The sequence below is a fragment of the Trichococcus flocculiformis genome, from assembly GCF_900113645.1.
Classification (GTDB): domain Bacteria; phylum Bacillota; class Bacilli; order Lactobacillales; family Aerococcaceae; genus Trichococcus; species Trichococcus flocculiformis.
In genome coordinates, this window is record NZ_FOQC01000002.1 from 60,922 (window position 1) to 86,021 (window position 25,100).

The 25,100-nt window shown below is 42.1% G+C and carries 22 protein-coding genes and 1 pseudogene; 6 read left to right on the forward strand and 17 right to left on the reverse strand.

Annotated features, from left to right (window positions below; all coding sequences use genetic code 11):
* Positions 1-169: 169 nt before the first annotated feature.
* From BMZ71_RS01235 to hsdR, 7 genes and pseudogenes are all read right to left on the reverse strand, one after another.
* Entirely contained in the window at positions 170-1,591 is a 1,422-nt protein-coding gene (locus tag BMZ71_RS01235; RefSeq protein ID WP_086987916.1) for a PTS transporter subunit EIIC, read from the reverse strand.
* Positions 1,584-3,308: an alpha-glucosidase gene (locus BMZ71_RS01240; protein ID WP_086987915.1), complete on the reverse strand. Its 1,725-nt coding sequence runs from the start codon at positions 3,306-3,308 to the stop codon at positions 1,584-1,586. The genes BMZ71_RS01235 and BMZ71_RS01240 overlap by 8 nt, the downstream gene beginning before the upstream one ends.
* 55 nt (positions 3,309-3,363) lie before the next feature.
* On the reverse strand, positions 3,364-4,362 hold the full coding sequence (locus BMZ71_RS01245) for a LacI family DNA-binding transcriptional regulator (protein ID WP_086987914.1): 999 nt from the start codon (positions 4,360-4,362) through the stop codon (positions 3,364-3,366).
* 171 nt (positions 4,363-4,533) lie between these two features.
* Positions 4,534-4,737, reverse strand: a pseudogene (locus tag BMZ71_RS01250) (SDR family oxidoreductase); the annotation flags it as partial.
* Positions 4,738-4,959: 222 nt separating this feature from the next.
* Positions 4,960-6,363 carry a restriction endonuclease subunit S gene (locus BMZ71_RS01255; protein WP_086987913.1) on the reverse strand — a complete coding sequence of 468 codons (1,404 nt, stop codon included), beginning with the start codon at positions 6,361-6,363 and terminating at the stop codon, positions 4,960-4,962.
* The gene (locus tag BMZ71_RS01260) at positions 6,360-7,799 is read right to left on the reverse strand and encodes a class I SAM-dependent DNA methyltransferase (protein WP_086987912.1); all 1,440 of its coding nucleotides are present in this window, start codon (positions 7,797-7,799) and stop codon (positions 6,360-6,362) included. Before BMZ71_RS01260 ends, BMZ71_RS01255 begins: the two co-directional genes overlap by 4 nt.
* Positions 7,800-7,873: 74 nt before the next feature.
* A complete protein-coding gene (gene hsdR / locus BMZ71_RS01265) occupies positions 7,874-11,089 on the reverse strand; it encodes a type I restriction-modification system endonuclease (RefSeq protein WP_177187454.1) in 3,216 nt (1,071 codons plus the stop codon).
* Between the two features lie 311 nt (positions 11,090-11,400).
* On the opposite strand from hsdR, the gene BMZ71_RS01270 reads away from it, so the two are divergent.
* Complete coding sequence (locus tag BMZ71_RS01270) at positions 11,401-12,195, forward strand: hypothetical protein (RefSeq protein WP_086987910.1); 795 nt, start codon at positions 11,401-11,403, stop codon at positions 12,193-12,195.
* On the opposite strand, the gene BMZ71_RS01275 is transcribed toward BMZ71_RS01270, so the two are convergent.
* The gene (locus BMZ71_RS01275; RefSeq protein ID WP_086987909.1) at positions 12,188-12,889 is read right to left on the reverse strand and encodes a hypothetical protein; all 702 of its coding nucleotides are present in this window, start codon (positions 12,887-12,889) and stop codon (positions 12,188-12,190) included. The two genes, BMZ71_RS01270 and BMZ71_RS01275, sit on opposite strands and share 8 nt — an antisense overlap.
* Positions 12,890-14,149: 1,260 nt before the next feature.
* Positions 14,150-15,043 carry an SDR family oxidoreductase gene (locus BMZ71_RS01280; protein ID WP_068558906.1) on the reverse strand — a complete coding sequence of 298 codons (894 nt, stop codon included), beginning with the start codon at positions 15,041-15,043 and terminating at the stop codon, positions 14,150-14,152.
* A gap of 248 nt (positions 15,044-15,291) precedes the next feature.
* Here BMZ71_RS01280 and BMZ71_RS01285 point away from each other — a divergent pair, with 248 nt between their 5' ends.
* Genes BMZ71_RS01285 through BMZ71_RS01300 form a run of 4 tightly spaced genes read left to right on the forward strand, consistent with a single transcriptional unit; the run spans position 15,292 to position 19,020 of the window.
* Positions 15,292-16,170 (forward strand): helix-turn-helix domain-containing protein, encoded by an 879-nt coding sequence (locus tag BMZ71_RS01285; RefSeq protein ID WP_086987908.1) that lies wholly within the window; start codon positions 15,292-15,294, stop codon positions 16,168-16,170.
* 28 nt (positions 16,171-16,198) lie between these two features.
* Positions 16,199-17,155: an FAD:protein FMN transferase gene (locus BMZ71_RS01290; protein WP_086987907.1), complete on the forward strand. Its 957-nt coding sequence runs from the start codon at positions 16,199-16,201 to the stop codon at positions 17,153-17,155.
* A 41-nt stretch (positions 17,156-17,196) separates the two neighbouring features.
* A complete protein-coding gene (locus tag BMZ71_RS01295) occupies positions 17,197-17,805 on the forward strand; it encodes an NADPH-dependent FMN reductase (RefSeq protein WP_086987906.1) in 609 nt (202 codons plus the stop codon).
* A gap of 18 nt (positions 17,806-17,823) precedes the next feature.
* Positions 17,824-19,020, forward strand: coding sequence for an NAD(P)H-dependent oxidoreductase (locus tag BMZ71_RS01300; RefSeq protein ID WP_086987905.1), 1,197 nt, complete (start codon positions 17,824-17,826; stop codon positions 19,018-19,020).
* Between the two features lie 125 nt (positions 19,021-19,145).
* Here BMZ71_RS01300 and BMZ71_RS01305 read toward each other — a convergent pair whose 3' ends face one another.
* From BMZ71_RS01305 to BMZ71_RS01335, 8 genes are all read right to left on the reverse strand, one after another.
* Positions 19,146-19,433: a putative quinol monooxygenase gene (locus BMZ71_RS01305; protein ID WP_086987904.1), complete on the reverse strand. Its 288-nt coding sequence runs from the start codon at positions 19,431-19,433 to the stop codon at positions 19,146-19,148.
* An 8-nt stretch (positions 19,434-19,441) separates the two neighbouring features.
* Positions 19,442-20,080: a nitroreductase family protein gene (locus BMZ71_RS01310; protein ID WP_068558917.1), complete on the reverse strand. Its 639-nt coding sequence runs from the start codon at positions 20,078-20,080 to the stop codon at positions 19,442-19,444.
* Positions 20,081-20,099: 19 nt separating this feature from the next.
* Positions 20,100-20,513 (reverse strand): MarR family winged helix-turn-helix transcriptional regulator, encoded by a 414-nt coding sequence (locus tag BMZ71_RS01315; protein ID WP_086987903.1) that lies wholly within the window; start codon positions 20,511-20,513, stop codon positions 20,100-20,102.
* Between the two features lie 214 nt (positions 20,514-20,727).
* The gene (gene bsh, locus BMZ71_RS01320) at positions 20,728-21,702 is read right to left on the reverse strand and encodes a choloylglycine hydrolase (protein ID WP_086987902.1); all 975 of its coding nucleotides are present in this window, start codon (positions 21,700-21,702) and stop codon (positions 20,728-20,730) included.
* 286 nt (positions 21,703-21,988) lie between these two features.
* A complete protein-coding gene (locus tag BMZ71_RS15420; RefSeq protein WP_068558923.1) occupies positions 21,989-22,117 on the reverse strand; it encodes a hypothetical protein in 129 nt (42 codons plus the stop codon).
* Between the two features lie 134 nt (positions 22,118-22,251).
* A complete protein-coding gene (gene rpsI / locus BMZ71_RS01325) occupies positions 22,252-22,644 on the reverse strand; it encodes a 30S ribosomal protein S9 (protein WP_068558925.1) in 393 nt (130 codons plus the stop codon).
* A 13-nt stretch (positions 22,645-22,657) separates the two neighbouring features.
* Positions 22,658-23,101: a 50S ribosomal protein L13 gene (gene rplM, locus BMZ71_RS01330; RefSeq protein WP_068559350.1), complete on the reverse strand. Its 444-nt coding sequence runs from the start codon at positions 23,099-23,101 to the stop codon at positions 22,658-22,660.
* A 199-nt stretch (positions 23,102-23,300) separates the two neighbouring features.
* Positions 23,301-23,654 (reverse strand): hypothetical protein, encoded by a 354-nt coding sequence (locus tag BMZ71_RS01335; RefSeq protein ID WP_086987901.1) that lies wholly within the window; start codon positions 23,652-23,654, stop codon positions 23,301-23,303.
* A 245-nt stretch (positions 23,655-23,899) separates the two neighbouring features.
* Here BMZ71_RS01335 and BMZ71_RS01340 point away from each other — a divergent pair, with 245 nt between their 5' ends.
* Positions 23,900-25,012 carry a PLP-dependent transferase gene (locus tag BMZ71_RS01340; protein ID WP_086987900.1) on the forward strand — a complete coding sequence of 371 codons (1,113 nt, stop codon included), beginning with the start codon at positions 23,900-23,902 and terminating at the stop codon, positions 25,010-25,012.
* The last annotated feature ends 88 nt before the right edge of the window (positions 25,013-25,100 follow it).

The window sequence follows — 25,100 nt, forward strand, 5'->3', positions numbered from 1 at the left end:
CATTTACACACAAAATATACCACGCTTTTTTTGCGCATACAGCGGATTTATTATTAACAATTTGTGAACGTTTTTCACGATATCTGTCATGTTCTTGTTCTGCCAATGATGAAAACGATACCAAACAGACCGACTATCCGCATGTTAACATGGATAGTCGGTCTGAAAGTTAATGCTGAATTTTGACCTTCGTCACAATTGTTTCATTCCCCATCACCAGCACGTTCGTCAACACAAAGGCCAGGATGAAGGTTGCGATGCCGATCACCACGTACATCGTCAATTGGTACGGATCATAGATATACATCAATGGAGACAACAACACAGCCAATCCATAGCTGTTCGCCTGAATCCCTAGCAGCGAAAGGGCCATGCCTCCCAACGCGGAACTCGCCAACATCACACCGATTGCCTTCATACCGGTGCGCATCACGACCCCGAACAGCGCCGGTTCGCTGATGCCCAGCATCTGGGTGACGGTCGCGGAAATGCCGGCCGTTTTTACGGCGGCACTGTTGGTCCGCAAAGCAATCGCCAAACATACGGCAGCGTTCGCAAATCCGTACATCGCACAAACTGTGATCAGCGGGTTGAATCCGGTCGTAGCGATGAGCGACGTTTCGATCATGATGAACATGTGGTGCATCCCGGTCATGACCGCTATCGGATAGATGAACCCGATAATCAGGCCGCCGATGCCCAAAGGCAGATGCAGGAACATTTCGATCAGTTTGACAGCTTGGGCTTCAAATCCGTGCACCAAGGGTCCGAGCACAAACAGCGCGATGAATACGGAAACCAGGATGACCACGAAAGGGGTGAAGATCAGGTCCATCGCGTTCGGCATCACCTTGCGCAGCTTCTTCTCCAGATTGGCACCGATGATCCCGGTAATCAAAGCCGTCAATATCGATCCTTGGTAACCGACCAACGGAATGACGCCGAAAGCCATGATCGGTTCAGCAGTCCCTCCCGCTACCGCATAGGCATTCGGCAAGGCCGGCGAAACCAGCATCAATCCGATCAGGAAGCCGATGATCGGCAAACCGCCGACCTTTTTGAACGCCGACCAGCAGATGAAGGCGGTCAGGAAGCCGAAAGCAGTATCCGTCAACACAGTGACGCTGGCGCTCAGCCAAGCCGGGATGGCATCAGGCGTAAGCCCCATCGCACCCAGTACGGTCTCATTGAACAGCATGCCTTTTAGTCCCAAAAACAATCCGGTTGCGCCCAGAATCGGGATGATCGGGACAAAGATATCCGCGATATTGCGGACTCCCCGCTGCAGTGCCGATGATTCATCCTTTGCGATTTCATCTTTGGAAGCTTCATTGAAGGAATACAGCATTTGCAATTCGGCGTAGACTTTGTTGACGATGCCGGATCCGAGGATGATCTGGTATTGGCCGGCGTTATAGAATACGCCTTTGACTTCTGCCACTTCCTCCACCTGATCGTCATCGATGGCTTTGCGGTCTTTCACCTGCAGGCGCAAACGCGTCGCGCAGTGGGTAGCGGAGACGATATTATCGTCCCCCACTATCGCTACTATTTTTTTGGCAATCTCCTGGTAATTCGATAATTTAGACATTTTCTTCATCCTTTCTGATCACGATGGCTTGGTATGGTTTCAAAATCGATTGCGTTCCGGATTGTTCAATGGTTTCGTAGTTGTTCAACAAGATTGAGCCGGAAACCTTCTCGATTGCGGTTTCCTGATTGCTCATGTTCACAAAAATCTGGATGGCCTCATCCCTGACGCGTTCATAGCCGATTACCTCATCAGGCGTCTTTAACGGACTGAACTCTCCATAGATCAGCGTTTCCTTATGGATGGAATGGTTTCTGAGCTGGATCATCTTTTTATAGAAGCTGAAGATGGAATCCGGATTGTTCACTTGGGCCGCAGCGTTGACATCTTCGTGATCGCCCACCAGTTTGAGCCAAGGTTCCGTCCCTTTATTGAAGCCGGCATTTTTCGTGTCATCCCATTGGAAAGGTGTACGCCCGTTGTCGCGCGAGCGCTGGTTCACAAATGAAAGCGACTCTTCCGCGGTGAAGCCTTCCAGCATCGCGCGCGGATAATTATCCAGACTGGATACATCATTGAATTCACTGATCGAATCCCGTTTGAAATTCTTCATGCCGATTTCTTGCCCCTGATAAATGTATGGCGTTCCCCGCAAAAAGAAGAAGAGGGTTCCCAAAGCTTTCGCTCCGATTACGTTCTGATAAGCTTCATCCTTGATGTATTTGGAAAGGGACCGCGGCTGATCGTGGTTTTCCAGGAAGTTCGCTCCCCAGCCGGCTTTTTGGATAGCTTTTTGGCTTTCGAAAATCAGTTCCTTCAGTTCCTTCGGTTTCCAGTCGGTTTTGCGGAACCATTCGCTGCCGTTCTCCACATCGATATCCGCATAACGGAAATCGAAGATCATGTTGAAGTAGCCGCCTTCACCGATGTATTGGTCAAATTCATCATAAGTCACACCAGGCGCTTCGCCAACAGAAACACATGGAAAGTTGTTGAATGTTTTCCGGTTCAGCTCCGCCAAGAAGTCGGAGATTCCTGGTCGGTTCCTGCCCTTGTGCTTGACACTGGCCAATCCATCGGCTCCATCAGCAGGAACGTCACCGTAATCCTGATCCTTCTTGATAAAGGTGATGGAGTCGATGCGGAAACCGGCAATGCCTTTTTCCAGCCACCAATTGATCATCGCGTAAATTTCCTCACGCAAGGCCGGGGTTTCCCAATTCAAGTCCGGTTGTCGTTTATCGAAGGTATGGAAATAATAAATGTTTTCTTCGTCCGGAACCTCCTCCCAGACGCTGCCACCGAAAATCGACCGCCAGTTGTTCGGTGGGTTTCCATCCATGCCTTCTTTGAATATGTAATAATCCCGGTACTTGCTTTTCGGATTGCGCAAAGCCTGCTTGAACCAGTCATGTTCATCGGAAGTGTGGTTCACGACCAGATCCAGGATGATGCTGATGTTCCGCTTCTTGGCTTCCTCCAGCAATTCTTCAAAATCAGCCATCGAACCGAACTCTGGCTGGATCCCTTGGTAATCGGAAATGTCGTAGCCGTTGTCTACCATCGGCGAAGTGAAGATCGGACAGATCCACAGCGTCGTGATCCCCAGTTCCTCCAGGTAAGGCAATTTCTGCGTGATGCCTTTGATATCGCCGCTACCGTCGTTATCGCTATCATAAAAACTTTTCGGGTAAATCTGATAGACGACATCCTCTTTCCACCATTGCTTTTGTTCCATGTGTTCGCTGTCCTTTCTTTCCCTGATTGCGTTTTTCATGCTGACTCCTCCACTTGTGGTATCGATACCATATTTCTGTTTTTTGAGAACCCGCCTAAGCGGATTCCCGTTTGATCAATTCTAATTTCAAATCTGTCGTATCTATCTGATAAGCAGTCTCTTCGATCTGCGCTACCAACACCTTCGTGGCTTCTCTTCCCAACGCGTCGACCGGTTGCGCGATCGTCGTCAACTTGACTGCAAGCATCGCCGTGAACGGCTGATTGTCGAAGCCCATGATCGCCAAATCTTCGGGAACTTTCTTCCCTGCCTCCAAGAACTTCTGCAAAATGCCGCTGGCCACTTCGTCACTGCCTGTGAAAATTGCATCCGGGCGGTTGCTTTCCGGCAAAGTCAAAAGGTTCTCTGCAATGCGATGGCCATCCGCAATAGTATGGACTTCCTTGAAGATCCAATCCTTCTTCATCGGAAGTCGGCTTTCCAAGAGCGCCTTCTCGAATCCTGCGGTCCGGGCATTTCCGTGGCCTCCCTTTGTCAGGCTGCCGCCCGTGCAGTATGCGATTTTTTTGTAGCCTTTTTCGATCAGGTAGTTTGTGGCTTCAAAAGTCGCCTGTTCCTGGTCGGTATAGACTTGCGGAATCGTTGAACCCGGAATCCTTTCATTGCAGAAAACGATGGGTCCGTACTCTTGGTACGTTTCTATACCATCGGGATTCCCTTCTACTGAGCACATAATCAAACCAGTAATCACCTGTTGCTTCAGCAGCTCCAGCATCTTCAGTTCGGCCGCCGGATCATCATAGGTCTGCATAACCAACACATTGTAGCCCAAAAGCTTGCTGTTCTTTTCAATCGAATCCACCAGGTAGGAGAAGAATGGATTCGTTATGCGCGAAACCAAGATCCCAATCATGGTGCCTTTTTTGGAACGCAATTGCGTCGCCACCATGCTGGGCGAATAGTTCAATTCATCCATCGCGTCTTTGATGCGTTTCTTTTTCTCATCCGAAATATAAGGATGATCGTTCAGATACCGGGATACTGTCGAAACGGACAACCCTGCCTTTTTCGCAACGTCCTTGATCGTCGCCATGCGAATCACTCCTCTCATAGTTGTGGTATCGATTTCATAAACAGAGTATAATGGAACCGATTCCCAAAGTCAATAGAGATTTTTGAATTTTTTTATTTTTATGTTGCAGACTCCAAAAAGAGGAACGAAAGCAATCCTCAGATGCCTCCGTTCCTCTTTCTGCAATTATTCTTAAAGATCGATTACGTCGCCGCCGGTCACGCCATAGATTTGGGCGGTCACATAGCTGGCGTTGTTGGATGCCAGGAAGACGTAGACATGCGCCAGTTCGACCGGCTGTCCCGCCCTTCCCAACAAGGTTTTCTGTCCAAATTCCGGCAAAGCGCCTTCGGGTTGCCCATGATCCAATTGCAACGGCGTCCAGATTGGTCCCGGCGGCATAATTTATTATAAGTAGTCGCCTGTATTCCTAGCAAATTCGTAACTAGGTCTGATAAACCCTTGACAATACAGCACTTCAGCCTGGTTAAGCATATAATGCATAACTAGGCTAATCAAACTTTAAAATACTATATAATCAGTGTTTATTACGTTTTTACATATATTCCTAGTAAGGTTATTCCGGGAATCCAAATGGTAATTCATAAGTTAGCCTGATTAGTTTTTCAGTAAATGTTTATATTTTCCTATTTCTTTGACAATACGTTTTTGTTCATTAATGGGTGGTAATGCAATCATCATTTGTCCGAGTGTTCTCAAATATACTCCTTTTTGAGCGTTTCCTGAAGCTTTCCTCATTAATGATCGCTGAAAATAATCACTTTTTAGTTGGTATCCCAAAAAATTAGAATCGATTAACGTCTTCAATACTGACACACTTCTTTGTGCTGTAAATGGAATATCAGTGTCAACAACTGATACTTTCCCAATGGATCCTACAATTGAAAGTAAAACATCTCCTCTTCTTATTTCGGTCCGCTTATCTTCCTGTAAAAATTGTTCTTTGGTAAGATAACGACTTGTTTTTGTAAAATCTATCCCTTCATCAGTTATATTTGTCGCAGAAATCATTTGAACTCCGAACCCAGAGTTTTTAGGAGGATTATGTGAACCATCTGTAATCTTTGTACAAATATCTGTTAATTTTACCCATTCCCAGCTTTCAGGTATTTCAATATATCCATCTATTTCACTTTTATCTTCGGACAATTTTATCTTCTTTATTTTCTTATTATATAAAATTTGCTCTTTTTTTATCTTGATTCGTGTGAGTAATTCACTAACGGGTTCATCACATGGATCTTGTTCAACTAATCCGCCTCTCATTGCACAATCAAGAATTTTTTCATCTAGTTTCATAGTAAGTTGATTGTATTCAGTAAATTCTTTTTCTATCACCTCTATAAATGAGAATAGCTCATCTATTTTCGAAACAATATGTTTTTGCTCTTTCAATGGTGGAATGGGAATCAGCCTCGATTTAATTGAAGGTACAGTAAGTTGCTTAATACTCGTCCCTTCTCCTGTTTCAATACTGAATTCAAAATAATATTTAATAAAGTCTATACTAATATGTTCTTCAAAAGGTATGATCGTAAGAAGCCTTACAATTGGTACAAAAGGTTCGTTCCTAATTGCACAATATCCAATAGTTCCTCGAGCGGAAATAGTAAGTGCCTTTTCAAGTACTTTTGGTTCAGTAGTATATCCATATAACCCGTTATTGGTTGCACCATTAGCAAAAATTGGCACATTATACTTCTCATTTTTATCTCTAGAATATTCTTTCGGTTTGTCACCGCCAGCAAATATATCTTTTGAAATACTTGACAATCTTGCCCAGACCCATTCCTCAGGTATTTCATAAGGTTGTTCCTTTTCTGTAATTTTGAGAAAGTTCTTATCATTTTGCATTCTTTTTTTCAGTATTGCTATTTCTTTTTTTTCTTTGATACTTGCAAGCAATTCGTTTGCTGAATCATCTTCTTGGTCTTGCTCAACTAATTTTCCATGCATTGCTAAGTCAAGGATTTTTTTTCGAAGGGCCTTTGTATCAATCATTCGCTTACATCTCCCAGTAATTCTTGTAGCTTTGTAATCGATTCTGAAATTGCAGTTGATTTCTGTTCCATCAAATCAAGCAATTCAGATATTGAATAGGCTGGTCCATCTTTTTCCGCTTCCATCCAGAAAATATCCAGATTTGTATTTGCCCTCTTACGGATGTCTTCGATTGAATATTTACGCCAACGCCCGTTCGGATTTTCTAAACTCCAAGTTTCTTGCCGCTGAGTTAAATTATCTAAATTAAAGCATTCGATAAACTCTTTGAAATCGTCTTTTCTAAGGGGACTACGTTTCCCAAGTGAACGCATATTACTGCGCATGTCATATATCCAAGTTTCTTTCGTATTTTCTTTCTCACTTGCTCCCCGACCAAAGAATAAAACATTTGTTTGAACACCCTGTGCATAAAAAATACCGGTTGGTAAACGCAGGATTGTATGTAAGTTACATTTATTTAATAAATCTTTTCGAATCTGCTCTCCAACATTATCTGCAAACAATACATTGTCTGGAACAACAACAGCTGCACGTGCTTTACCTGTTGTTTTGAGGGAATTATAGATAGTTTGTAAAAAATTTAATTGTTTATTTGAAGTTTCGTAGGTCAAGTCATCACGCGTCGCACGCTCTCCACCTTTTTTAGTACCAAAAGGTGGATTTGTCAGAACAACATCATAACCTTTCATCCACTTTCCGTTAGTAGATAGCGAATCTCCTTGCTCCAACTGACCTTCAATATCGTGAAGTAGCGCATTCATCAAAGCCAAGCGATGAGTATTTTGGACTAACTCCATACCAGAAAGTGCTTCTTTCTTTTGAAATTTAACTTGCTCAGGAGTTAAATCAAAGAATTGGTCGTATTTCTCTTTCAAGTAATGGTCCGCTGCAATCATGAATCCAAAAGTCCCAGCTGCTGGATCATTTAGTTTCTCACCTAATTCAGGTCTGGTTAATTGAACCATTACATCAATTAATATACGTGGTGTAAAATATTGTCCCGCACCCGATTTAGTCTCATTAGCATTTTTTTCCAACAAGCCTTCATACAAATCGCCAAGCCCTTCATGTTTAGCAGAGTACCAATCTAATGCATCTATGTCTTTTATAATTTTTTCCAAGTTAGCTGGCTCATCAATACTTGTCGATGCATCGTCATAAATCATATTTAAGCGATTATCTTTAGCGATTTCTGGATTACCTAGGTCTAATAGCAATTGTTTGTAAAAGGTTTTTAATTTCAATCCTTCTTTTGCCAAGAGATCATCCCAATGATACCCCTCTGGTATCGCTGATTCAGTTCCTTGTTCTTTCATCATTTTTAAAAATAGTAAGTATGTCAGCTCAGTAACATAATTTTGGTAGCTGATTCCATCATCTCGTAAAACATTGGCCATGCTCCATAATTTTGCTACGATTTCATTATTTGTCATTGTATTGTCCTCCAATTGTCTAACATTAGTATTATAACAGAGAAAAAGCCTCGAAAAAAATCGAGGCTGATTTTTTAAGCATACAAATTTTCATTGATAACATCAATGATTGATTCTGTTTGATCACCAAACGTTGCCTTCATACGGGGATAGCCTCCATTTTGTTGGAATATTCCATTGTCGTTAAAAGCTTCCTTTGCGGTTGGTCCCAATACAGATTGCTGAAGGAGTTGTTTTTCAATTCGAATCAGCCAATTTTCTTGATTAGTCGTCCAATTATTCATTCCATATACTTTTTTCATTGCATTTTTTATACGAGTTTCATGATCTACCAAAGTGCTACCTAGAGCTGCCTGCCGGATAAAACTAATGATATCTGCCGCAATTACTTCATTTTTAGTAATTCGCCAAGCTGTCTGCAATGCCCTTTCATCATACTTATGCTCTTTTAACTTTAACAGAATGGTCCGCAAGTCTTCCCGAGTTAAATCCTTAGGGCGACTTACCACAATTTTCAAAGCTGGAATGAGGTTGATGTTTTCTCGTATAAACTTGTTGAAACCACTTAGATAATCGGCTGGCTTCACATTGCCCTCACCGTAACCACGATCTGTTGAAATAAGCTTATCCTCTTTATTAGAAACGATTATTGGCACTTGGCCTGAGCGATATTCTATCATTCGTTGAATATTCTCTGATTCTGATTCCAACTCTTTTTTGTCCATGCCTTTAATCGACTGAATCCAAGAGTCAAGATAATCGATATTATTCAGCTCTTTAATTTCTTCTTTCGTTCTCTCAGACAAGGATTGCTTTCTTCTTTGAAGTTTCGCTATTAACTCTGCCTTATAGAAACCAAATTCTTCATCGGTTTTAGAATTTATTGCTGCCTCGTAGATATCCAGTGCTTTTTGTTTGGGATTCGCAACGAGAGGTTTCATATCCGTAATTTCTTGTAAAGTATCATATATATGTACAGCATCAAATACTTTAAAGGCTGACTTTCCAATCTCCGGACAAAGTCGTGTGGCTCGACCTAGCATTTGATCATATAGAATTCTTGAACGTACCCTACGCATGAATACAAGATTACTGATCCTTGGAACATCAATTCCCGTCGTTAACAAGTCCACAGTAACAACAATATTAGGATTTTTTTCATTCTTGAATCTTTTGATTTCCTTATTAGGATGCCTGATTGATCCAGTAATTTTTTCAATAGCATCATCGTCTACAGGAATCCCTTTTTCTGTATATGCTTCTTTAAGAATGCGCACAACCATATCCGCATGATTATCAGTAGCGGCAAAAATAAGTGTCTTTGCATCATCATTCGGATCAATATGGTCAGCAAGAGCTGATAAAATAACTTGGTTAAATGATTCAGTAATTACTTTTTTATTGAACTCTTTTACATCAAAGTTTAACTCATCTTCTAAATGTGCTTTATCAATATGTTTAGTTTCTGGATCCCAAAGTGTGACTTCTTCACCTTCTACAAAGTTTATTCCATTTTTTGACAATTCTGTTTCAAATTTGTAAGGTGGATCATGATCCACCAAGTAACCATCAACAACTGCATCAGTGTAAGAATAAGTATAGATAGGCGGCCCGAATATTTGAGTGGTATGTAAAGCTGGAGTAGCGGTTAATCCCAGAACAGCTGCATCAAAATAATCTATTACCCGACGGTATTGGCTGATATACTCTTTTTCGTCAAAATACGTTATTTCATCTTCTGTCATTTCTTTATCTTCAGTGTATCCTCGATGAGCTTCATCCACTATAATGAAATCGTAGGTACCGACTGAAGGAACCTTTTCTTGATCATCTTGATAAAATAAACGGCGAACCATCCCTTGAACGGTTGCAATTTGAATTTTGGTTGCATCCTCGGGCATAACATCTGTCACTTCTTTAACATCATAGATGTCTGAAAATGATATATTTTCAACTTTGGTATCCTTTAATGCATCCGTGGTTTGCCTTCCCAATGCAGTCCGGTCCACTAGGAATAAAATTCTTCTAACACGCTTAGTTTTGATGAGACGATACATAAGTGATAATGCTGTTCGTGTTTTTCCGGTTCCCGTTGCCATAGCTAGCAACATTCTTCGTTGATTATCTGATAGCGATTCCTCTACAGCTTTTACCGCATCAACTTGATAGTATCTTCCGGCAAACTCAGGATAAGCCGTCTCTGCAAGTTCTTTTTCAGCCTCTGCTTCGTTTACTTCCAGTTTCTTTCTTAAATCCTTTGGAGAATGCCAACTCTCCAAGGCATAGGATGATTTTAATGGAGTACGTGCATCCCAAAACCAAATGCCAGATTTTTCAGCTAACTGTTTCAGATATGGTCGTCCATTAGTCGCGTAAACAAATGGGACATTATACTCTTTCCATTTACCAATTAGTTCAATGCCTGGTATAATTTGCACATCCCGCGCATATTCTTTTGATTGAAGCATATCTCCTGCAACGTCTTTATTATATTTTTTTGCTTCAACTACTCCAACTAATTTCAGCCCATCAAACAGCGCATAGTCCGCATAGCCGGTACCACATTTCCATTCAGAGATAGCTATTTTACGTCCTTTTTCGGGCATCGTTTTTTTAGTCTTGTTATTGAGCAGCCTTGTATCCGCTTCCCATCCAGCACTTCTGAGCTGCTCATCAATCAAAATACGCGTTTGCTCCTCGTTTGGAGGATTTTTTTTAATATATTTTTGTGAGCGTTGACGTCTGGCCATCTTATCTGCTCCGTCATTACCTAGCGGATAAATCAGGATTTCTTTAAACTTTTTCTCAAATTCAACTTCTTGTTCCTGAAGTTTTTTTTCAAGTGCTCTTATTTGTTCAGCCTGTATTTTTTCACTGTCAACTGGTATCCGAAAATCAGGAGAAATAAAATCGTAGATCACATAAACTTCTACAAACCAACAAGTTAAATAGAAAGCTAACTTAAGTGTATCCATTGCTTCTTGAACAGTGCCAAAAGATCCTTGGTGTGCTGCTTTATTTCCTGTCATTCGGATAGTATGGAATATAAAGGCGATGTCAGCAGATAAGATCCCTTTATTTTCCAAATCATTTAATTTATCTATCTGTCTATCCAAATCCTTGACTTCAATGTTCTCAATTTTATAGATTGCCGTTGTCATTTTTTCGGCTAAAGAGCGTATTTTAACAATAGATGCATTGGGATCACGATAAATTAATTGTTCAGCACTTTCACCCAAACTTCTTAAAATTCCCCAATCCTCTGGAATAAACGAAAAATTGGATAACATCACTTCACCTCCGTGTTTGTTATACATACTTAAGTTTATTCTATCACAATGGGCAAAAATATTTTTATATTTTTTATTCTTTTTTTCGAATGAGCTTTTTTTATTCTAACAAAATATCAGAGTATCCTATGAATCTAGACGATACGCTAAAGCCATAACAGCTTTTAATAACTCAACACTATTGCCTTGAACTAAAGGCAGTTAAGACACAGCCACAATATGCCGCTGCATTGAATTTATTGGATTCATATTTCAATTTTTGGTATCATTAATCAACAGATATCTATCCAACCTTAGAAGGAGCTGATTAAATGAATAAAAAAATTAAATACCCTATCATCATTTTATTTTCTCTTTTATATTTATATTTAGAGGCAATTGGCACTAAATACCTACCTGATTATGGATTTGTCTGGACATTGGTAAGTGTTTTAAGCTGCCTCTTTCTATATTTTTATAATGATTCTATTATTATTTTCTCGTTTATAAACAGAAAATGGAACGAATGGGTTAAAAAACCTCAAGTCACTTGGGAAATTTCTCATGCTATTCAGACGAACAATGAAGATTGCTTAATTACAACAAATAAAAAGTTAATTGATTACCTAAAAAAAAAATCAAAATATACTTTTACCATACAACAAGACACTGAAAATTATTTAGAATACCAGATTGAACTGCCTGACATTAGAAAATATTCACTAAGTCTGAATACTATTGAAGATGACATATTTGAATTAACTATTGCATACAAATGTACTTTAAGCTATAAACAATCAAGAAAAGAATTAACGGCCGCACTAAACTTTTTCCAAACAATGACTCAACATATAAGTATCTCTAACGAAAAAAATCCAAACGAATTTAATGAGTTGTTTAATGAACCTCTATATACTCTTTTACTTTCTTTCACAGGATTAAACCCTTTTTATGGATTAATGACAAAGCGGATAGACCAAAAAGAGATCGAGTCTTTCTCTTTAGAATTTACACAACAAAATTGTACAATTAAAATTACAAATAATGAGCTTACTATTGTGTCGTCTAGTCAAGAAGTACTAGATGACGTCGTTTCCAACTATTTAGCTTTATCAGATATTACTTAAATTCTGAATATGTTTTATAAGTGTCCATCAAAAGACTCAACTCTTTTTCAAGAGTGTCTATTGATGGATCATTTTTTTTCACTATAACTATTCCACTTTTTTTAGAAAATCCGACTATCCTTTTTTTATTTTTTCCGTTTGAGTTAACATCTATAGAAACTTTAATATATGTAGCTTTGCCATCATTTATTGCTTTCATAGCTTCTTTATTTTTATTAACCTCGGTCCCATTAAACCCCTTAGTCCTTGCATGTACATCAGTTGTGCCGAACCAAACTTGATCAACTAGAGCCTTATTCCTAACAATTTTTGTAAAATCAAAATTAATGTATGAATAATTTACTATTGATGGATTACTATCTTTTAAGTATTTTAAAAATGGAGTAGCTATTGACAAACCTACATGACCAATCAATAACCCGCTTCTATTAGAGAAATATAGTTTAAAAGGATTAATTACTTTAAATTCAGTGTAAGGTGTTCCATCGACAATGATGTCACCGTGTTTTTCTACATAAAATTCACAGTTGAATACTTCAAACTGTTCTCCATTTATCTTTTGAGTGTCAGTTACACCATTTTTCTTGCTAGGAATTATTGTCCCTATAACTTTAGAAGAGTTTTCTGTTCTTTTTATCTCAATTTTTTCTGTGATATTAAATTTCATTACTTTTCTAATACTATAAGAATTCATTTTAAACCTCCAGCCGTTAAAAGGATATTTTGTTATAGTATATCAAAAAAGCATCGACATTTCTGCTGATGCTTTAAATCTCTTAAATTCTTTATCCAATTTAGAAATTGATTGAAATATTGAAATTTCTGAAACTGTGAGAGTTTTGCTAAAACCGGATTTTGCATATTGTTCTGAATTTTAACAGGCATAATTTCCCTCGCAACCACTCTATCTCCTTCTCTGCCCTCTTTGGTAAGAATGATTATACATTTTAAAATTTGTGTCGCGAAGCTCCTCAGCAGCATCGGCCAACCAATTTACGTTGCGGATATGCGCTCTGCCTTGCAGGATCAGGCTGCTTGGTTGGTTTGGAGGATATGTGTTCGCACAAGCCTAGATTGTCTAGCAGGCCGACCGCAGAAACCGGAATCGAAACAGCTTCTTTCATCGCATTGGTGTAAGGGACTTGATAGCCTGGGCGGACGGGAATGTTCGGTTTCTTGTCAAGAAGCTCTCCTGTGGAAACGTCGATGTAATCGATGCCGTCTTTTTCAAGCCATTTCCCGATTGTTTACCAATCATTCAAGCTATTTTGTTTTTCTGAATCATCGTATGCTGTCAGGGATAATCTGATCCATAAGGAACCTTTGAAGGAGAAGCGTATTCGCTCGATGATTTCTTTTGGAAACAAGTAACGGTTTTCCAGCGAACCGTCGTATGCATCCGTTCGTTAGTCAGTGGGGACAAAAATTGATTGATCAGATAACCGTGCGCGCCATGCAGCTCAGTCATGGTCGACTCCAGCAAATGCGGCACGTTCTGTAGCTGAATCCTCATAAGTCATGGATATTTATTGGTTGGCAAATCGAATATATTCTGCCACTTAGTGAGGATTTTTTTACACTGATGGAGGCTATCCGAAATCATGGGCTTGGTCCATGGTTTTCATTTCCACAAAATAAAAACTCTATCCCTTTTGATGTGGATAGAGCATGTAATACGCCAGTTTTTAAAAATTGGACTTATTTTTTTATGATTTTTTTGTTCCAAATCAGGTAGAGGACGAATGCAGCCAAGACAATGACAATCGGCAAAGCCACAAACAGCGGTGTGCTTTCTTGCTAATGGGCTACAGCATACTGCTGGATACCGCCGTTAAGCGCAAAAGCAAAGGCGAAAAAAGGACAAGAGCACATGGCTGCTTTCGTCCTTCTTCTTATTTTGAAATTACTTTTTCTGTACAGTGTCTTCAACAATTTCCGATCGATGATTGAGAAATCACAAATCGATTACATCGCCGCCGGTCACGCCATAGATTTGGGCGGTCACGTAGCTGGCGTTGTTGGACGCCAGGAAGACATAGACATGCGCCAATTCGACCGGCTGTCCTGCCCTTCCCAATAAGGTTTTCTGTCCGAATTCCGGCAAGGCGCCGTCGGGTTGTCCGTGATCCAATTGCAACGGCGTCCAGATTGGTCCCGGTGCTACTCCATTCACGCGGATGCCTTTCTTTGCGAACTGTTTCGCCAAGCTGATCGTGAAGCTGGCTATTGCGGATTTGGTTGCGGCATAATCCATCAGATGACCGCTCGGATCATAAGCCTGGATCGAGGTTGTCGTGATGATTGCACCTCCCGCCGGCAGATGCGGCTCAGCAGCTTTCACCAGTCCGAACATCGAGATGATGTTGACTGTGAACGTATCTTTGACTTGTTCCAACGGCAATTCCGAAATGGACTCCCGCGCAATCTGTTGGGCGGCATTCAATACAAGCGTATCCAGACCACCCAATACCTCGACGGTCTTATCGATTATTTCTTGGTATTTGCTTTCATCCCGAAGGTCGTATGGAAGCAATACAGCCTTCCTGCCCGCCTTCTCTATATATTCAGCGACTTCTTTTGCATCGCGTTCTTCACCAGGGAAAAATTGAATCGCTACATCGGCGCCTTCTCTGGCATAAGCTATCGCTGCAGCCCGTCCGATTCCGGAATCGCCACCAGTAATCAATACCCGGCGATTCTCCAACAAGTGGTTGCCTACGTAGCTTTCCTCCCCGCAATCGGGTTCAGGTAGCATCTTATCTTGCAAAGCTGGGGTGTGTTGATCCTGATCTGCAAATTTTCCAGTGTGATACAACTCGCGTGGATCCTTCAAAATAGGTTCAGTCATCTTATTCACTCCTTTGTCTTTGTATGAATAGTCTAATATATTTACTTACAATTTGGAAATGATAAGCCTTTTCAGGAGACGAGGCGCATCTTCCAATCGTCATTTTATATATTTTTTTATATATTCTATTGACCCTTATATTCAGTAAGCGTATAATCACTCATATAAGCAATGTGAAATTAAATACAAAACGAATCCGAATCTTTGTCGTAGCCATCCGAGCCACATGGATGATTAGGGAGGTAAATATGAACATCGAACGATTTATTGAAGCCCGCAAAGCGTTGAACCTTTCGCAGATGGAACTGGCAGAGGGGATCTGTACCCAAGCTACACTGAGCCGCTTCGAGAACAACGGGCAAGTCCCGAATCTTAAAATTCTGATTAAACTGTGCAATCGCTTGAACCTTCCCTTAGGAGAGTTGTTCCCTAAAGTAGGCGTCAAGTATACAGAAGCGACAGAAAAAATGAATAAAGCAGAATTCTTTTTGATCACAAGTGAATACGACCAGGCTTCGGACTTGCTGCGAAGCATCGCTTTGAGCGAAATCGAAGAAAACAGCCTCGCTCTGCGCTTCCATTATTTGAACGGGTTCGTCATGATTGCGCAGCAGATTTCAGTGACAGATATTTTGTTCACTTTCGATCAAATTTTGCTGGCCGATGATAGGGCAGAGACTGAAATCTTTCGCTTGCTGGCTTATACAGGTATCGGCATGGTTTACAGCCGCGAAAAAAGTTCGGATAAGGCAGAGTTCTATTTCAGCAAAGTGCTCGAAAAAATTTATGCTTACCCGATCAAAACGACAGAAGACATTTGGCGTGTACTGAATATTGTATTCCAAAGCGGCACTTTCTTCTCCCAAATCGATGAGATCGAACTGAGCAACGCGTTGCTATCTTATGCTGTTTCCATTTGTTCAGACAATCACGTGACCTACTATCTTGCCCGTGCAGCCATCCAGTTGGCCAAAAATGCCATCATCCAGGGGAAGCCGCAGCAAGAAGTGCTGGAATTGATCCATGATGCCAGAGCCTATTCAAAAATCAACAAAAACACGATTGCGCTGAAAGAATTGGCGCAGTTGGAAAGCGCGATCCTTTCGGGGAATCCCGCAACAGAATGACACGGTTATCCTGAAGGTGGTGGAAAATATGGAACAAAAAAAAGCAACGGTCCGTCTGATGGGAACAATCATCGATCTGCTTGTGACGCACACGCACCCGGACGCTATTTTGGAGGAGGCGATCCGACGCCTACGAATATACGAACAACTTTTCAGCGCCAATGATCCAAAGTCGGAGCTGATGCAGATCAACCATTTGGCAGGCAAAGCTCCTCTTGCTGTCCATCCTGATTTGTTCCACTTGATCAAGGTGGGTAAATACCATAGCTTAGCCCCCAACAGTCGTCTGAATATCGCCATCGGACCGCTGGTGCAGACTTGGCGGATCGGTTTCGGTGATGCCAAAGTCCCGGATGCCGAAGAGATTCAGCGGCTTCTTGAAATCACCGATCCCAATAAAATCCTCTTGTCCGAGAAGGATCAGACCGTTTTCCTTCAGCAAGAAGGTATGTCCATAGACTTGGGGGCTTTGGCAAAAGGCTATATTGCCGATCTCCTGACGGACTACTTCAAGAAAGCCAGTGTAGCCTCAGCTCTCATCAATTTGGGTGGAAATGTCGTTGTGTTCGGACCATCCCAAAACAATGAAGATCCCTATTGGCGCATCGGCATCCAAAATCCGATGCTTCCCCGCGCGCATTATAGCGCGGTATTGAAAATCCAGAACCAATCAGCGGTTACCTCTGGTGTGTATGAACGGCAGCTGGAAGCCCAAGGCAAGCACTATCACCATATTCTGGACCCACAGACCGGCTATCCGGCAGAAACGGATGTCATCAGCTTGACTGTGGTTGCCGATGACTCTGTCGATGGGGAAATCTGGACGACGCGTTTATTCGGCCAACCTGCCGACGTGATCCTAGCCGCATTAGATCACTCGGAAGCCATCAACGGCATCCTGATCACGAAAGACGGTAGCCTCTACTGCTCCAAAGGCTTGGAAAACCGGCTGCAACGCAAACAACTTTCTCAATCACGTGTTTAAATGATTCATAAAAAATTTACAAATTGGAAGGAAGTATTCACATGAATAAATTAATCGGCCTCGTCGGCACAAACTCGGACCACTCCACTAACCGTATGCTGCTGCAATACATCCAAAAGCATTTTTCCGATAAGGCAGACATCGAGATTGTCGAAATCAAGGACCTGCCGATCTTCGACAAACCGGCAGACATGCAGATCCCGGCTGAGGCGAAAGCCTTGGCGGAAAAGATCGAAGCAGCTGACGGCGTCATCATCAGCACACCAGAATACGATCACGCAGTTCCTGCTTCCCTGATGAGCGCTTTGAGCTGGTTATCCTACGGCATCTACCCCTTCGTCGACAAGCCCGTCATGATCACAGGGGCTTCCTATGGCGTACTGGGTTCGTCACGGGCGCAAGCGCATTTGCGTCAGATCTTGGATGCGCCGGAATTGAAAGCCCGCATCATGCCAAGTTCTGAGTTCCTGCTTAGCCATTCTTTGCAGGCTTTCGACGCAGACAACAACCTGAAAAATCCAGAACAGATCCAGGAGCTGGAAGGCTTGTTCGAGGACTTCCAAATGTTCATCAACATCATGAAACAACTATCGCACACCCACGCCGCACACGTTAAAGCAGCTGAAAACTTTTCTTGGGAAAATAACTAGAGATCGGAGACAAACATTATGAAATTAGTCGGTATTGTAGGTTCCAACGCGGAAGTGTCATATAACCGCATCTTGTTGAAATACATCAAAAAGCAATTCAGCCACTTGTTCGACCTGGAGATTTTGGAAATCAAGGACATCCCTTTGTTCAATCAGAGTGATGACCAAACGAACAGCGCTGCTGTGCAAAAGTTGAACCAAAAAATCCTGCAGGCGGATGGCATCATCATCGCTACTCCTGAACACAACCATACAATCCCTGCAAGCTTGAAGAGTGTGCTGGAGTGGTTATCCTTCAAAATCCATCCATTGGAAAACAAACCGGTCATGATCGTTGGAGCTTCCTACTATGATCAAGGCTCCTCCCGTGCCCAACTGCACCTGCGCCAAATTCTCGATGCACCAGGCGTCAATGCCATCGTCCTTCCAGGCAATGAATTTTTGCTGGGAAAAGTCAAAGAAGCCTTCGATGAACAGGAAAATCTGAAAGACAAGCGCACCATCGATTTTCTGGGCACTTGTCTGGAAAAATTCACTCAGTTCATCACGTTGGTCTCTGCTGTTGAAGGACCGAAAAAACCGGTGCTCGAACCGGAAGACCTATACGCTACAGGAAAAATCGCAACAACGATTGAAGGCGTCGATAAGGAAGCAGATGACTGGTTGGAACAAGCGGCTGAGCTTGTGGGCGCTGTGGAAGGCAATACCTACGTCAAACTGGAACGCGGCTTGTTGACTGTTGATCAGCTGAATTACTTCCTGGCGTCGATGCCGATGGAATTGACGTATGCAGACAGCAACAACCAATTCCTTTACTACAACCATACGAAACCTGCCGAAGAAATGCTGGCTGCGCGCGTGCCCGGCCAAGTCGGAAACCCGCTCTCCAAATGCCACCCGGAAAGAGTGCATAAAGGAGTGGAATGGGTACTGCAACAATTGCGTTCCGGCACAATGGATGCCTTCCGTGTCAACGTTCCGACGCATGGACCGGACAAGTATGTCGTGCATAATTATCAAGCGCTGCATGACAAAGACGGCAACTATGCCGGCGTCAACGAATATATCCTCGACTTCAAACCGATCATTGACTGGTATCTGGCCCAGACCGGCCAAAAACTGATTGGCGATGTCGATGCCGTTTCCAGCGCTTCCGTCAAAGACCACCACAGCGATGATGTGGATGCTGGTACAAGCGCGTCGGTTAAGGCATAAGCACTGTGCAGAGATGCTTTTCATCTCCAAAAGCAAAATCTATATCAAAAAGACCTCATACTATAAAGTAATGAGGTCTTTTTGGATAGAGTTTAGTATAACTATTTTAACGGAACGATATTTTATTACTCTTTTACAAAACTAACCGTTATTTTAGGTGCATCGCGACTATAATCCGGAACTTTCTTAGCGAAGTTTTGCAAATGAGACGTTGCATTATGTAACTCAATTGCTTGTTGATTTTCCCATTTTTCAACCATTACAAAATTATTTTCATCTGTAACTGCTTCGTAAAGTTGATAAAACAAGCAACCTTCTTCTTTTCTGGATGCCTGAATTAATTCCGAAATTTCATTTAAAAATTGTTTTTTTTGCTCAGGTACAATATAAAATTCTGCATTGATTACTATCATTTCTCCACCTACTTAAAATTAGTGATTTTCTCTGGCGCAAACCGTACGGATTCATAGCCTTCTTCCATTGCTTTACCGATTGACAAGATCATAACCGGCACATACCGTTCCTTGTCGAGATCGAACGCATCCGCCAACTGATCTGCTTCAAAGCCGCCGATAGGGTTCGTGTCATAGCCATGGGCCCGGGCAACCAGCATGAATTGCATCGCTGCCAAACTCGAATCGATTTTGACAACATCATTCATCTGCTCTTTAGAAAAGTTCTTGTAGTAAGGAATGATTGCGGCTAATTGTTGGTCTCGGACTTCGGCGGACATTTTGCCTTGTGCAACAGCTGCATCGTAGATTTCTTCTCCGTACTCGTAGCATTGCATATCGCCGAATATCAGAACCATTGCTGACGAAGTATCATTTTGTCTGGTATTGAAACGGATCAGCGGTTTCAATTTGGCTTTTGCTTCCTCACTCTCAACAACCACAAAACGCCAAGGTTGCATATTCACGGATGAAGGTGTAGTCGTAGCTTCCTGAATCATTTCCAACATTTCTGCTTGACTGATTTTAAAATTTTCATCATAAAGACGGATCGATTTTCTTCCGAATGCGATATCCGAAAAATCGTTATTGATAAATTTATTGGTCATGTTTATAGCCTCTTCCTTTTTAACTTTGTAAGTATAGTTTATTCAGCAAAATGGATAATTGCTCTGCTTCCTCGTCGCTTAATGAAAGCGATAGGGAGGATTTCCCCTGATCATGTTTTTTTCCGCAAGCCTCCAAATCTTGGATCGCCTTGTCGGATAATTGAACAAAGACCTCTCGGTTGTTCTCAGCATTCCGTTCCCGGATGACATAGCCCTTTTGTTCCAATATTTTCAGATGGCGTGTAATAGCCGCGCTGTCTATCTTCAGTTCTGTCTGAATCTGATTTTGGGAACACGTCCCCTTGTCTTTCAGGAACATCAGCATCTCATAGCGCGTCAAGCTGAAACCTGTTTCTTTTTCGAACAGCGTATTGATCTCCTGATTTGTGAGCTTAATCTGATAAAGCAATCTGCTGATTTCTCTCAAGTTCATACCAATTCACCTCGATTTTGCGGATTATCCTGACTGATCAAACAATTGACTTGTCAACTGTTGACCTGTCAATCATAACGCAGGAACTAACTTTTGTAAAGTAACTTGCTTAAAATTACCCGCTATCCAAAAAGAGCCTCGTCTTTGGGACAAGGCCTTGCAATGAAAATAGATGGACTGATCAATCGATTTCTAATTTGAACCGTTACAGCTATTAATTGATGTCTCGGATTTGCTGAGAAGTAATCAATTCAAAGGTTTCAAGCTTACTGCCGTCCAAATCTGCACGATTCAAATAGACTGCACTGATTTGATTGTTACTGTAAGTTTTGTAATAATAAATGCCTTTTTGCGTATTCATGCATGCCGAATAGATCGTTAGTTCTTCTCTGCCATCTTCGTTGACGGCACACCCTTTTGTAAAGGCCACAGCATCCAAAATATGGAAAAATTGAGCCACCTCTGAGCCTTCATCTGTTTCTTCCGTCGCATTCGCTTTCGTAAAAGCAGCACGCACAAATCGCGATGGAGAAGAAAGATCTCCTGGTAAGCCGATACTGCCCATACCGATGCTAGATACCGACAAATCCACTTTTCCGGAGAATCGATTGTTCGGAGGGGCTGATGTAAGATTCAGGTAATTATTCAGATTCGTCAAATGATAATCAAACGTTGGGTTATTCGTCAGGACACCCACTGGATTATCAAATATCTTCAATCCATGCGACATAGGTTCCACAACAATCGAGCGCTTCTGATCTGAGATGATCCAATGCAGCGGTGCCAAGGGCAGAAGATCATTGAATGGTTCATTTATCAGAATCGTATTTTTCAATACAGCCACGGCTTCTTCCACACTGCTGCAGTTGCCGAGAATAAAGGGAATGAATTCGAAAGGAGCAATATTTTCCATTCCTTCTTTTCTGGACAAATAACAGGCATTCCCAGGAAAATTTAGTCCCGCCATGCATAACCCTTTTTCATTCATTGCATCATAATACAGCGGATAATTATCGATTACCGCAGCCATCCCGATCATCGCCCAGTGAGACTTGATTGCTGCTTCATTCCTGAACCGAAATTCAAACTGCCGTGGAGTAATCGTTACTTTCTCGTTGAACGAAACATCTAAGTCCAGATTTCTGCCAAAATAAAAATTCATCCCTTCATATGTCACTGCCGTACACAAAAAAAATTCCTCCAGTCCTTTGCAGAATACAGGCTATTCTTTTGTATTGTTTCCCTTACTATATTCCTACATTTGGTGAGGTGCAATCACAAAGCTCTCGAGAGTGTTTTCTCTTTTTTCAAATGATCTTACACTTAATTCTGACTCCAAACAAAAAGACCGCATTCTTTCGAATGAGATCTCCAGATTTGAGATATGCTAGCGATCAGAACTTGTTCATTCATACAACGCTAATTACTTGTACAGTATTTCAGTCTTTCATTGCTCCAAAGTTTTATAAGCCGGCTTACTTATTAAAAATTTTTGGACCTTTACGCATATTCTTGATATCATTTTTCGGCGTGTCGATTTGCTTGGATTTTCCGCCGCCTTGTTTATTCTTGATTATCTCTAACATTTTCTCTTTTGGACTCACTGTTTACACCGCCTTTGTTGATGGAATGCTCCATACTTTCATTTTATTGAATTTATGCCATAAAAAAAGCACCAGCAAGATGCCGATGCTTTAAGGTTGTTAATTGATTTTTCAGAACGTTGATACAATAAATGTTAACGTTTAGAGAATTGTGAAGCTTTACGCGCTTTTTTCAAACCTGGTTTCTTACGTTCAACCATACGTGGGTCACGTGTTAACAGACCAGCTGCTTTTAATGGTGCGCGGAAGTCAGGATCTACTTCTAGCAATGCACGAGAGATACCGTGACGAGCTGCTCCAGCTTGTCCAGTGAATCCGCCGCCGTTTACGTTAACGAAGATATCGTAGCTACCTAAAGTACCTGTAAGGTTTAAAGGTTGTTTGATTACTTCATATAAGTAAGCGAATGGGATGTATTCTTCCATGTCTTTTTTGTTGAAAATGATTTTACCTGTTCCTGGTAATAAACGTACGCGTGCAGTCGAATTCTTACGACGACCAGTTGCGATATATTGTGCTTGTGCCAATGAATTTCCCTCCTTAAATTAGGTTAGTGATGTCTAAAACTTCTGGTTGTTGAGCTTCGTGTGGGTGAACTGCTTCACCGTATACGTGTAACTTAGTGAATTGTTTAGCGCCTAAAGAGTTCTTTGGCAACATGCCTTTAACAGACAATTCAACTAATTTTCTTGAGTTCTTAGCACGTAATTCACCAGCTGAAATTTGTTTTAGCCCACCTGGATAACCTGAATGACGGGAATAAATTTTGTCAGATGCTTTTTTACCTGTTAATGTAACTTTGTCTGCATTGATAACAATCACATAATCACCAGTATCTACGTGTGGTGTGAAAGTTGGTTTGTTTTTACCGCGTAAAATAGTTGCAACTTGTGTTGATAAACGTCCCAATGGGATGTCAGTTGCGTCGATTACGAACCATTTACGGTCCATTTCGCTTGCTTTAGCCATGTATGTTGTACGCACGTTTGTTTCCTCCATATTCTTCTCTGTCTGTTTGATCCAATTGAGTTTCCGGGGCTCATCGTGGGGCAAACAATACCGTCTTATATGATACGACATTCCAAAAGGATTGTCAATGATCCAAAAGAAATAATTTGTCCCTTTCATCTCCCAAAAAAAGTCTCCACATACCACATAGCTGCGATTGTGAAGGCTTCTCTGATTATTTCTTCAGATGTAAATATAATTGCTCGATGACCTCGGCCGGCACAAACGGATAGGCCCCTTTTCCGGATGTCTTGTAGGGTTTGAATGCTTCGATAATAGCATGGTCTTTCACGATGTCTTCCACCGCAACGAACGCGCCTTTTTTTGTGAGCGTCACTTCAAAAGCTTCATATTCTTCAACCGGGACATTCTTTTTCGGGGTCGAGTAATGCGCCATGCTGGCCTGCACGGAAAGGATCACATCGTTCGGACAACCGATTGCTTCATAAAATTGGGGCATAGCAGCAGCCACAAAATCCGGCACATCGCCGCGTGGGATCCGCTTGAGTTCCTTTGTGAACGTTACCATTCTTACACGCTCCTTCATTCGTTCTTATACTTCCATTATACGCGAGTTTCAGTATTTTAACACCATTCGAGAGAAATAACCGTTCAAGCATGATCGATTATTCATCTCACCATCACTGACTTAAAATACATAAAAATATTGACCACTTCAAACCCTCGTGCTACCATTGCACTAACATAAATTTTAAATGATAAAAGGATGGCAATATACTTGTGTATGTCATTTCGCATAAAGGAGAATCGACGATGGAAAATATCAGCATTCAAAGCTATCTTGCACAATTAGGCAACAGAAAAGATCCGCATACCGGCGCCGTCAGTGCACCGATTTATTTGTCCACAGCTTATGGACATCCTGGTCTGGGCCAATCAACCGGCTATGACTACACACGCACCGCCAATCCGACTAGGGACATCCTTCAGGAAGGTTTGGCTGTTCTTGAAAATGGCGTTCAAGGGTTTGCTACCAGCTCCGGCATGAGCGCCATCCAGCTTGCTTTCAGCATTTTTCCGGCCAACAGCCATTTTGTTGCATCCAGGGATCTTTACGGCGGCAGCTTCCGCTATTTCCAGGATATGGAGAAAAAAGGCTTCTATTCCTTCACTTATGTCGATGACCCGATTGATATCACGTCCGCCATCCAGGATAATACGGCCGCAGTCTACATCGAAACGCCGACGAATCCGTTGATGAAGGAAACGGATATCGCCGCGGTGGCTGAGATCGCCAAAAAACACGGTCTGCTGGTGATTGTGGATAACACCTTCTACACACCTCTGTTGCAGCGTCCTTTGGATTTGGGCGCTGATATCGTCGTCCACAGCGCCACCAAGTACCTCGGCGGCCATAATGACCTGTTGGCGGGGGCTGTCGTAACGAACAATAAAGCACTCGGTGAACAGTTGGCTTTCCAGCTGAATACGTCCGGCGGTACTTTGGATGCCTTCGACTGTTGGCTCTTAGTCCGCGGAATGAAGACATTGCCGTTGCGCATGAAGCAGCATCAAGCGAATGCACAGGCAGTCGTTGCTTATCTCGAATCGGAAAAACTGATCAAATCGGTCTATTATCCGGGTAAAGGCGGCATGCTCAGTTTCACGCTGCATGATAAAGCAACTATCCCTGTCGTCTTGGATGCCCTGAATATTTTCACTTTCGCTGAAAGCTTGGGTGGCGTCGAAAGCCTGATTACCTATCCGACCACCCAGACCCATGCCGACATTCCGATTGAAGTCCGCGAATCTTATGGTTTGACCGACGATCTGCTGCGCATCTCGACTGGAATCGAAGATGCGGATGATTTGATCGCCGATCTGCGCCAGGCCTTTGCGAAGGCTGCTGTAACAGCCATAGTCTGAGAAGATAGATCGAAAAATAAAAGTTGCTCAAGCGCACAAAAAGCGGCTGCGGAAAAGATTTCGTCTTTTCCGCAGCCGCTTTTTCAGC

What these genes read in the sequence shown, in the direction of transcription:
- BMZ71_RS01235 (WP_086987916.1), bottom strand. Translation starts at nt 1,591, where the DNA reads ATGTCTAAATTATCGAATTACCAGGAGATTGCCAAAAAAATAGTAGCG.
- BMZ71_RS01240 (WP_086987915.1), bottom strand. Translation starts at nt 3,308, where the DNA reads ATGAAAAACGCAATCAGGGAAAGAAAGGACAGCGAACACATGGAACAA.
- BMZ71_RS01245 (WP_086987914.1), bottom strand. Translation starts at nt 4,362, where the DNA reads ATGGCGACGATCAAGGACGTTGCGAAAAAGGCAGGGTTGTCCGTTTCG.
- BMZ71_RS01255 (WP_086987913.1), bottom strand. Translation starts at nt 6,363, where the DNA reads ATGATTGATACAAAGGCCCTTCGAAAAAAAATCCTTGACTTAGCAATG.
- BMZ71_RS01260 (WP_086987912.1), bottom strand. Translation starts at nt 7,799, where the DNA reads ATGACAAATAATGAAATCGTAGCAAAATTATGGAGCATGGCCAATGTT.
- hsdR (WP_177187454.1), bottom strand. Translation starts at nt 11,089, where the DNA reads ATGTTATCCAATTTTTCGTTTATTCCAGAGGATTGGGGAATTTTAAGA.
- BMZ71_RS01270 (WP_086987910.1), top strand. Translation starts at nt 11,401, where the DNA reads ATGAATAAAAAAATTAAATACCCTATCATCATTTTATTTTCTCTTTTA.
- BMZ71_RS01275 (WP_086987909.1), bottom strand. Translation starts at nt 12,889, where the DNA reads ATGAATTCTTATAGTATTAGAAAAGTAATGAAATTTAATATCACAGAA.
- BMZ71_RS01280 (WP_068558906.1), bottom strand. Translation starts at nt 15,043, where the DNA reads ATGACTGAACCTATTTTGAAGGATCCACGCGAGTTGTATCACACTGGA.
- BMZ71_RS01285 (WP_086987908.1), top strand. Translation starts at nt 15,292, where the DNA reads ATGAACATCGAACGATTTATTGAAGCCCGCAAAGCGTTGAACCTTTCG.
- BMZ71_RS01290 (WP_086987907.1), top strand. Translation starts at nt 16,199, where the DNA reads ATGGAACAAAAAAAAGCAACGGTCCGTCTGATGGGAACAATCATCGAT.
- BMZ71_RS01295 (WP_086987906.1), top strand. Translation starts at nt 17,197, where the DNA reads ATGAATAAATTAATCGGCCTCGTCGGCACAAACTCGGACCACTCCACT.
- BMZ71_RS01300 (WP_086987905.1), top strand. Translation starts at nt 17,824, where the DNA reads ATGAAATTAGTCGGTATTGTAGGTTCCAACGCGGAAGTGTCATATAAC.
- BMZ71_RS01305 (WP_086987904.1), bottom strand. Translation starts at nt 19,433, where the DNA reads ATGATAGTAATCAATGCAGAATTTTATATTGTACCTGAGCAAAAAAAA.
- BMZ71_RS01310 (WP_068558917.1), bottom strand. Translation starts at nt 20,080, where the DNA reads ATGACCAATAAATTTATCAATAACGATTTTTCGGATATCGCATTCGGA.
- BMZ71_RS01315 (WP_086987903.1), bottom strand. Translation starts at nt 20,513, where the DNA reads ATGAACTTGAGAGAAATCAGCAGATTGCTTTATCAGATTAAGCTCACA.
- BMZ71_RS01335 (WP_086987901.1), bottom strand. Translation starts at nt 23,654, where the DNA reads ATGGTAACGTTCACAAAGGAACTCAAGCGGATCCCACGCGGCGATGTG.
- BMZ71_RS01340 (WP_086987900.1), top strand. Translation starts at nt 23,900, where the DNA reads ATGGAAAATATCAGCATTCAAAGCTATCTTGCACAATTAGGCAACAGA.